This is a genomic window from Nioella sediminis (assembly GCF_001879695.1).
Taxonomy (GTDB): domain Bacteria; phylum Pseudomonadota; class Alphaproteobacteria; order Rhodobacterales; family Rhodobacteraceae; genus Nioella; species Nioella sediminis.
The window spans coordinates 1-9,634 of record NZ_MNBL01000053.1; the positions used below are offsets into that span (position 1 = coordinate 1).

6 protein-coding genes and 1 pseudogene are annotated in these 9,634 nt (G+C 63.8%); 2 read left to right on the plus strand and 5 right to left on the minus strand.

Going from position 1 to position 9,634, the window contains the following annotated elements:
- Positions 1-1,069: pseudogene (locus tag BKY26_RS20210) on the plus strand (hypothetical protein); the annotation flags it as partial.
- A 72-nt stretch (positions 1,070-1,141) separates the two neighbouring features.
- On the opposite strand, the gene lpdA reads toward BKY26_RS20210, so the two are convergent.
- The 5 genes from lpdA to BKY26_RS08215 form a co-directional block, all read right to left on the minus strand.
- Entirely contained in the window at positions 1,142-2,536 is a 1,395-nt protein-coding gene (lpdA, locus tag BKY26_RS08195) for a dihydrolipoyl dehydrogenase (protein ID WP_071689915.1), read from the minus strand.
- 135 nt (positions 2,537-2,671) lie between these two features.
- A complete protein-coding gene (locus tag BKY26_RS08200) occupies positions 2,672-3,262 on the minus strand; it encodes a DUF924 family protein (RefSeq protein WP_071689916.1) in 591 nt (196 codons plus the stop codon).
- A gap of 37 nt (positions 3,263-3,299) precedes the next feature.
- A complete protein-coding gene (locus tag BKY26_RS08205; RefSeq protein WP_071689917.1) occupies positions 3,300-4,601 on the minus strand; it encodes an MFS transporter in 1,302 nt (433 codons plus the stop codon).
- A gap of 89 nt (positions 4,602-4,690) precedes the next feature.
- Complete coding sequence (gene queA / locus BKY26_RS08210; RefSeq protein WP_071689918.1) at positions 4,691-5,755, minus strand: tRNA preQ1(34) S-adenosylmethionine ribosyltransferase-isomerase QueA; 1,065 nt, start codon at positions 5,753-5,755, stop codon at positions 4,691-4,693.
- Positions 5,752-9,015 carry an AsmA-like C-terminal region-containing protein gene (locus BKY26_RS08215; RefSeq protein ID WP_071689919.1) on the minus strand — a complete coding sequence of 1,088 codons (3,264 nt, stop codon included), beginning with the start codon at positions 9,013-9,015 and terminating at the stop codon, positions 5,752-5,754. Before BKY26_RS08215 ends, queA begins: the two co-directional genes overlap by 4 nt.
- Before the next feature lie 121 nt (positions 9,016-9,136).
- On the opposite strand from BKY26_RS08215, the gene BKY26_RS08220 reads away from it, so the two are divergent.
- Entirely contained in the window at positions 9,137-9,598 is a 462-nt protein-coding gene (locus BKY26_RS08220) for a peroxiredoxin (RefSeq protein ID WP_071689920.1), read from the plus strand.
- Positions 9,599-9,634 lie beyond the last annotated feature (36 nt).

Consider the following 9,634-nt stretch of genomic DNA (forward strand, 5'->3'; position numbering starts at 1 on the left):
GCGCCACCCCATCACCGTGACCGATGTGGGTGCCCGTCTGGAGGCGCCTGACAGCGCCGAAGCGGGGTCAACGGTTCTGGTGACCTGGGAAGGCCCGGATTACCGCAATGACTTCATCGGCGTGGGCGCGATGGCGGAACCCGACCGCTACACGAACTACGCCTATACTCGTGACGGAAGCCCGGCCCGGCTGGTGATGCCGACCGAGCCCGGCGACTACGAGATCCGATATTTCGTCAACCAGGATCGCACCGTGATCGGGCGTCATCCGATCACCGTCACCGCGGTTTCGGCCAGCATCGAAGCCCCCGAAAACGCGGCGGCGGGCGATACGATCAATATCACCTGGACGGGGCCGGATTATCGCAACGATTTCATCGGGATCGGCGCGCTGGACGATCCGGACGGGTATCAGAACTATGCGTATACGCGCGACGGCAGCCCGGCCCGGCTGGAAATGCCGGTCACGCCCGGGCGCTACGAGATCCGCTATTTCGTCAATCAGGATCGGACCGTGATTGCCCGGCGCGAGATCGAGGTGACGGCCCTGTCCGTCACCGTGACAGCCCCTGAAACCGCGCGTGTTGGCGAAACCATCCTGGTCACCTGGGAGGGGCCAGATTACCGCAATGACTTCATTGCCGCAGCCGAGCCGGAGGATGACGGGTACGAGACCTATGTCTATACCCGCGATGGCAGCCCGGCGCGGCTGCAAATGCCTTCGGAACCCGGTAGCTACGAGGTCCGCTACTATGTGAATCAGGACCGCAGCATTCAGGCGCGGGTGCCGATCACGGTAAGCGATATCGAGGTGGTGCTGGACACCGCAAGCAGCGGCCTTGCGGGCGGGTCCATCATGGTCAGCCATAACGGGCCGGATTACCGCAATGACTTCATTGCCATTGTGCGCGCTGGCGAGGATGGGCACGAGGAATACAGCTACACAAGAAACGGCAACCCGCTGCGGCTGGACCTGCCCGATGAACCGGGGCAATACGAGATCCGTTACATCATGGCGCAGGATCGGCGGGTGTTGGCCTCGGTTCCTTTCACGGTGATGGCCCCCTGATCACGCAGTGCAACGAAAAAGCCCCCGGAACCGCGCGGCTCCGGGGGCTTTTACATTGCTTGGTCTCCAATCTCACATATGGATGACGCGCCCATAGGCGTCGAGGCTGGCCTCGTGCATCATCTCGCTGAGCGTGGGATGCGGGAAGACGGTCTCGAACAGGTCTTCCTCGGTGGTTTCCAGCTTCTGGCCGATGACATAACCCTGGATCAGTTCCGTCACTTCCGCGCCGATCATATGCGCGCCCAGAAGTTCGCCGGTCTTTTCGTCGAAGACGGTCTTGATCAGCCCTTCGGGTTCGCCAAGCGCAATCGCCTTGCCGTTGCCGATGAAGGGGAAACGGCCGACCTTGACCTTGTAACCGGCCTCTTTCGCCTTGGCCTCTGACAGGCCGACGCTGGCCACCTGCGGGTGGCAGTAGGTGCAACCGGCGATGGAATTGGGCTTGATCGGGTGCGGCTTGCCGCCCGCGATCAGCTCCGCCACCATGACGCCTTCATGGCTGGCCTTGTGAGCGAGCCAGGGCGCGCCCGCGATGTCGCCGATGGCGTAGAGCCCATCCACGCCCGTGCGGCAGTATTCGTCGGTCACCACATGGGTGCGGTCGATCTTTATGCCGAGCGCCTCCAGCCCCAGACCCTCGACATTGCCGACGATGCCCACGGCAGAGATCACGGTGTCGAAGTCGTGCTTTTCGACCTTGCCACCGATCTCGATATGGGCGGTGACCTTGTCGGCGGCGCGGTCCAGCTGCTTGACCATCGCCTTTTGCAGGATCTTCATCCCCTGCTTTTCAAAGGCTTTCTTGGCGAATTTCGAAATTTCCTCGTCTTCCACCGGCAGCACCCGGTCCATGACCTCGACCACGGTCGTGTCGGCGCCGAGCGTGTTGTAGAAGCTGGCGAATTCGATGCCGATGGCGCCCGATCCGATGACCAGCAGTTTCTTGGGCATATGCGGCGGTTGCAGCGCGGCCTTGTAGGTCCAGACGCGCTTGCCGTCAGCCTCCAGCCCCGGCAATTCGCGGGCGCGCGCTCCGGTGGCCAGAACGATGTTCTTGGCGGTGAGCTCTTCGGTGCCCTTGTCGGTTTCGACCTTCACCTTGCCCTTGGCGGGAATGGTGGCAGACCCCATGATGACGGTCACCTTGTTCTTCTTCATCAGGTGGCCGATGCCGGAGGAAAGCTGTTTGGCCACCCCGCGGGAACGCTTCACCACGGCGTCGAGGTCATAGCCGATATTGTCAGCCTTGAGGCCGAATTCCTTGGCCCGTTCCATCAGGTGGAACACCTCGGAGGACCGCAGCAGCGCCTTGGTGGGAATGCAGCCCCAGTTCAGGCAGATGCCGCCCATATGCTCGCGTTCGACGATGCAGACCTTCTGGCCAAGCTGCGCGGCGCGGATCGCCGCCACATAGCCGCCGGGGCCTGCCCCGATTACAACTGTATCAAAAGACTGAGCCGCCACTGTATCCACTCCTCCGGTCGAAATTTGTTTAACGTTAAACCATTGCTGCGCGCAAAACAAGCCCAACAGCGCAGGGCAGCCTTGCGCACAACGCAGATCTACCGCGCCGGGCGAGTTGTATGTTTAATGATTAAACTACTTACAAAGCGCGGCGGCACGAGCCTCTTCAACCACTTTGCCATATCCGCCGTTTTCAAGGAATTCCTTTTCCGCATCCGAGCTTGTGCGCCCGAGCGCTTCGTTGCGATAGGGGAAGCGGCCAAAGCGGCGAATGATCTCGCGATGCGCAATGGCATGGGGCAGCTTGTCTTCCCGCTGATCCGGCATCTTCTGACAGGACAGGCGCACGGAGTGGTCCTGATCGGTCAGCGCCTCGGAATGCATGAAGGGCAGGTAGAAAAACTGTCGCGTGGACTGGTCGAACCGTTCGTCCCACCGTTGCTTAAGCGCATAGCACGCCGCCGCCTTGGCCTTGCTGTCGGTGGAAAACGCCTTGGCCTGCCCCCGGAACATGTTGCGCGGGAACTGGTCCAGCACGATGATCAGCGCCAGCGCCTTGCGCGGATGGCTTGTCCAGTGGCTGAGCTTGCCTGCTGCGGCTTCTTCCCAGAGCGGCAGGAACCTGTCGCGGATCTCGGTGTCGAACGCCTCGTTGCTCATGTACCATTTGTCCGGTCCGGCCTCCTCCAGCCAGAATGTCAGGACATCCTCAAATCGGTCTGTCATGGCAGTGCTCTCCTTCCTTCTGCCTCAAACCCCGGGCCTAGATACCCGTGGGCCTCTCCTCCCTTGTGTCGCCATCCTCGGCCATTTCTTCCGAGGCTTCGGCATATAGTTCCTGCGCGGTTTCCACGGCGACCATGGATGCGGTCGGCATGATCGGCGTGTAGGGCACCGCGTCGTAATCTTCGGCCTCGGCCGCATAGGCCGACTGGCGCCGTGTCATCCGCCAGCCGCTATAGACGGCCATGATGGCAAGAGTGATCGCAAGGAACAACCAGAAGCCCCTTGGCCCGGTCATCCCCATCAGCCAACCCACGGCGGGCGGACCGGCGATGGCGCCAAGCCCGTTGATGAAGATCAGCCCGCCGGATGCGGCGGCCATGTCCTGGATCTCCAGATAATCGTTGGTGTAGGCGATCAGCAGCGCGTACATCGGCTGCGCCAGCCCGCCGGTCAGCAGCGCCGACAACAATACCGCCTCGAATGTGGATTCGAACAGAAACCCGATCAGCGCGGAACAGGCCCCGGCCAGTGCCACGAAGAAGATCAGGATCCGGCGGTCCATCTTGTCCGATAGCCAGCCAATCGGGTACTGAAAGACGATGCCGCCCACGAAGAAGGCGGAGACCATCATCGAAATCTCGCGCACGCTCATCCCCGCCTGGGTTGCATAGACGGCGGACATGCCGAATTGCGCCGAGAAGACGAAGCCCATCAGGATCATCCCGACAAAGCCGAGCGGCGAATTGCGGTAGAGCTGCCCAAGGCTCATCGGGCGGGTGGTTTCAAAGGCCGGTGTGGGCGCCACCGCCAGCAGGATCGGCGCGAAGGACAGCGAGACCAGAACCGAGGGGATGATGAACAGCACGAAGCCCGAGGGGTCGCCGAAGTTCAAAAGCCCCTGCCCCAGCACCAGCCCGACCATCTGCACCAGCATATAAGCCGAAAGGGCCTGCCCGCGCGTTTCATTGGTGGCGGAATTGTTGAGCCAGCTTTCGGCGGTCACGTAGACGCCCGACAGCGAAAACCCGATGATCACCCGCAGCACCATCCAGGCATAGGCGTCTGTCAGAACCGGATAGAGGATCAGCACCGCAGAAATGAACGACCCGAGCGCCGCGAAGACCCGCACATGGCCCACCCGCCGGATCATGTGCGGTGCAAGGCGCGACCCGCCCAGAAACCCGACGAAATAGGCGGAAGCAATCAGCGACAGCTGGTAGGTGGTGAAGCCTTCGATGCCGCCGCGCACACCCATCAGAGAGCCCTGCAGGGAATTGCCAACCTGCAAGAGCATCAACCCGAGAAGAATGGCCCACGCGCTTGCGATGACCTGTTTCATGGCGCTGCTCCACCGCTCGTCGTTCTGTCGTGTATGACAGTGCTGGATGCGCCAACACCGCCAAAAAGCGACGTTATCAGGTCACGCTATCAACCTTTTGCGGCATTTTCCGGGAAAAGTAGGGATGCATCGCCATAAGAGAAGAATCGGTACTTTTCAGCAACGGCATGGGCGTAGACTTCTTTCACAAGATCGAACCCCATCAGCGCCGAGACCAACATCAGCAACGTGGACTTTGGCAGGTGGAAATTGGTCATCAGCCCGTCGGTGATTTTCCAGCGGTAGCCGGGGTAGATGAAGATGTCGGTATCGCCCTGCCAGGGCTGCATGGTGCCATCCTCGGTGGCAGCGGTTTCAATCAGGCGCAGCGCCGTGGTGCCAACAGGGATGATGCGCCCGCCAGCGGCGCGGGTGGCGTTGATCTCGGCGGCAGCCTGTTCCGTCACCTCGCCCCATTCTGCGTGCATCCTGTGGGTGGTGACATCCTCGACCGTGACCGGCAGAAAGGTGCCCGCGCCCACATGCAAGGTGACGAAGGTGAACTGAATGCCTTTGTCCTTCAGCGCCTCTATCAGCGCCTCGTCGAAATGAAGCGAGGCCGTGGGGGCCGCGACGGCACCCTGATTGCGGGCCCAGATGGTCTGGTAATCCTCTTTGTCACGCGCATCGGCGGGGCGCTTGGCGGCGATATAGGGCGGCAAGGGCATCGCCCCTGCCTCATTCAGCGCCGCGTCGAAATCGGTGCCTGACAGGTTGAAGCGCAGGCGCAGCCCGTCCTCAAGCGCCACCACCTCGGCTGACAGGTCATCGCTGAAATTCACCGTTTCTCCAAGCGCCAGCTTGCGCAGGGGTTTGGCCAGCGCCGACCAGCTGCCATCGGCCTGAGGTTCCAGCAGCGTAACCTCGATCTTCGCCGAAACACGCCCCTGCTGGCTGTCACGCCAGCGCTGCCCGAACAGTCGCGCCGGGATCACCTTGGTGTCGTTCAGGATCAGCCGGTCCCCCTCGCGCAGCAGGTCTGGCAGGTCCGAGACGCGCAGATCTTGCATAAGATTGCCCGTGACATGCAGCAGCCGGGCCGAGGATCGGGGCTTGGCGGGGCGGGTCGCGATCAGCCCCTCGGGCAGGTCGAAATCGAAATCGTCGAGGGTCATTCAGCGGGCTCCGGTGGCGGGCGGCGAAAGATTTCCCGGAAGATGCCGGGGGTGAGCACCGAAAGCGGGTTGACCGACACGCTGCTGTCCTCGGGCGTGCCCGTCAGGCGGTAGGTGAAGCCGAACAACCCTTCACGGCGCGGGCTGAATAACCCGCCCACGAGCCCGTTGACCATATATAAAGGCGACACGACGCCCTCGAAATCATAGTAGCGCGCACGCAGGTCATAGGTTCCGTCCAGCGACAGCCCCATCGACGGCCCGAGCGCCGTACCCTCCTGGATGACAAGCGCGTCCGGCGACAGGGTAAAGGCCGCGCGCACCTCGCCCAGGCCGATGCCTTCGCCGGTGACCATCTGTTCCAGAAGTCCCACGACGGAAATGGCAGAAAGCAGTTCGGCAAAGGCGGGCGCGTCGCGCAAACGGGGGTTGTCGATGGTCAGAAGGCCGGAATAGTTGCCCTCTCCCGGACGGGGGCGCAGGATCAGGTCCATCGCGCCGCCATAGGCGTTCTGATAGATGCCCGCCGCGCGCAGCACAGCGCCGCCATCGTCGGAGCGCAGGCGCAGGGCGGTGCCGTTTGCCTCGCTCAGCACCGTGCCGCTGACCGGTACCGCGCCCCCCATCAACCCGCGAAAATCGCCGCTGACCGGGGTGCCTGACAGCTCTGTGCGCAGATTGGTCAGGAAGATGCTGTCGGTGATCTCCAGCCGGTCGAGCAGGATATTGAGCGGCAGGGCCTGCCCGCCTCCAGCGCCACCCGAGGGCAGGCCGCGCAGGTCCACCGTGCCGCCCGTGACATTGATCTGCGGCGTGCGCCCCGCGCCGCGGGAGACCAGCGCGCCGGTGATGTCGAGCCAGTCGGACAGCGTCAGGCGGGTGATCTCCAGCCGCTCGAACTGCTGCTCGTCGCTGATCTGAACGGACCCCGCCAGCGTCAACCCGTTGCCCGCAATCTCCAGTCTCGGAACATCCGGCGCGTCGCCCAGGATCAGCTCGGCCTCCAACCGGCCGGTGCTGGCTGCGGGCAGGGACCAGCCGAGCGACGGGACGCTCAGCGCAAGCCCGGCCAGATCGGAGCTGACGGACAGGCGCGGCGGTTCCCCCCGGTCAAGCGCAAGGTCGAACTGCGCCTCGCCCTGCCCGCGCAGCATGCCGTCCGGCAGGATCACCCCGAACTCCGCAAGGGCGTCGGGCGTCAGCGTCGCGGTCCCCCGAACGGTGCTGGCCGGGGTGCTGTCTGGTCCAAGCGCCCGACGCCAGGTGGCATTGGCGTGCAGCCCGTCCAGCCGGGCAGGTCCGCCGATGGCAAGGGTGTCATTATCGGCGGTGATGTTCAGCGCGGCGGCCCGCAAGTCCCGTCCGGGCACCAACTGGTCGGAGCGGACATTGCGCAGGGTGCCACCGATCCGGAACGTCACATCCTGCGGCATGATCCGGGGCCGCATCTCCATGGCAAGTGACACGTCCAGATCGGCCCGCCCGCTGGCGACCATGCCCGGATCATAGGGAAACTGGTCGAGCAGGTTGAAGGGATCGGCCCCGATCAGTGTCAGGACCGAGGAAATCGGCCCGCCGATCTGCAGATCGAAACTGGCCGGAGAATAGGCAACGCGGGTGTCCTCGATACGCATCAGACTGCCCGCGAGATCCAGCCGCCCGCCATTGGGTGCGGTGACATGGCCCTCGTGCAGCGCAAGGGACAGGACGTTGCGCGAAATATCCATATAGCCGCGTCCCTGCTGGATCGGGGCCATGTCGCGTATGGCGCGGACCTCGGCCCCTTCGAAATCGAAGGTCAGGCCGAATTGCGGGTCGGTTTCCGGCGCGATGCGCAGCGCGGCGTGGATATTTCCCAGACTGCCGGAAATGACATTCTCGGTCAGCCAGTCGCGGGTATTGGGAATTTGCGCCACCGGCCAGAGCGGGACCACCCGCTGCGCGTCGAGCTGGGGGATCTCGGCATCCAGCCGAACCGCCAACCCCGCCTCCTGCGCCGCGACGCGGCCTCGCGCGGTCAGGTGAAGCCCCTCGTCAAAGAGCACTGCCTGTCCGAAATCCATGGCAACGAAGGGAAACAGCTGCAACCGCATATCCAGAGCGCCACCCGCGAAGCTGACGGGGGCCTCGAACAGGCCCGGCGGATCGGCGGTGATCTGGCTGAGCTGCAACTGAGACACATAGACCGGCCCGTCCAGCAACGTGGCATGGCCGGTGATCCGGGCCGACAACGCCGGGGCGTCGACGGTGAATTCCTCGATCCACATGCGGGATTCGCCAGCATTGTAGTCGAAGGACAGGTTCAGGCCGTTCAGGGGCAAGGGATCGACAGCCCCGCCGGGGGACACATGGCCCGCACCGACCGCCAGCGTTCCCGACAGCGTGCCGACCGAGGCGTCATCGAACAGAACCGTGGACAGCCGCCCGGACATCGGGGCCTCGACCAGGGTCAGCCAGGTCAGCGCGTCCGAGACGCGGGCGATATCGGCGCTTTGCAGATTGCTGAACGCGCCCGTGAATTCGGTCTCTCCCAGTTCGGCGCGGCGGGTGAAGGTCAGCTCGATCGCGCCGCCATCGCTGCCGTCCAGTTGCCCGGCCACCGACAGAACCAGCGCTTCGCCTTCGGGCACAAGGGCAAGGGAGGCGCCGGTGATCCGCGTGGTGTCGCCGCTTCGCATATCGTCGATCACCAGCGTGATATCTTCGCCGACCACCCTGACCAGCCGGGAAAACACCGTCTGCTGGAACATCCGGTCAATGCCCGCAAGCGTCTGGGCCAGGTCGCGGGCCTCGCCGGTTTCCGCACCGGTGAAGGCAAGATCGAAACTGCCCTCCGCATCGCGCCGGATGCGCAGACCCGCCCCCCCGACCGAGACCTGCCTTGGACGCATCTCGCCGCGCAGGGCGGCGGCGCGATCCAGTTCCACCTGTAGCACCGGGAAGACAACGCGCGGGCGATCCCCGTCGCTGAGCTGCATTTCGGTAAAGCGGATTCGCGGCTGCAAGGTGCCGCGTGACAACGACAGGCCGATCTCGCCCACGGTGATCTGCCCGCCGGGCATGGAGGCATCCAGCGCCGCCTCGATCCTGACGCGGGACCATTCGGGCAACGGCACTGCGCGTCCATTCGGCGGAAAGGCCAGAAACAGGATACCGGCCGCCAGAAGCAGGACCAGCAGCGCCAGCCCACGCAGGATCCAGCGCAGCGGGCCTCGTCGCCTAGGGCGGCGCGGCTCTGGGTCTGGGCCGGTGTCTGACATGAGTTCTGCGCGCTCGATCTGCCGGAGGATTTCGGTCGGTTTCAGGGTTTATCTTCGCCGGATTTATCCTAGCTTGCAAATCGCCGATAGCAGATTCCCGCCGATGAACAAGGAGAGACCGATGATCGACGCAGGCCAGACCGCCCCGGATTTCACCCTTCCCCGCGATGGCGGGGCCGACGTGACCCTGTCCTCGCTGAAAGGCGGTCCCGTTGTGCTGTATTTCTACCCGCGCGACGACACGCCCGGCTGCACCACGGAAGCCAATGACTTTACCGCCATGCTGCCCGACTTCACCGCTGCCGGGGCCACGGTGATCGGGGTTTCCAAGGACACGGTCGCAAAGCACGAGAAATTCATCGCCAAGCATGATCTGGGCGTGATCCTGGTCTCGGATGCCGAGGGGGATCTGTGCGAGACCTATGGCACCTGGGTCGAAAAGAACATGTATGGCAAGAAGAGCATGGGCATCCAGCGCGCGACGGTGCTGATTGATGCCGAGGGCGTCGTGGCCCGCGTCTGGCCCAAGGTGAAGGTGGCCGGTCATGCCGCCGAGGTACTGGAGGCGGTGAAGGCGCTGTGACCTCCCTGACGCTGACGGAGATGGCGACGGCGGTTC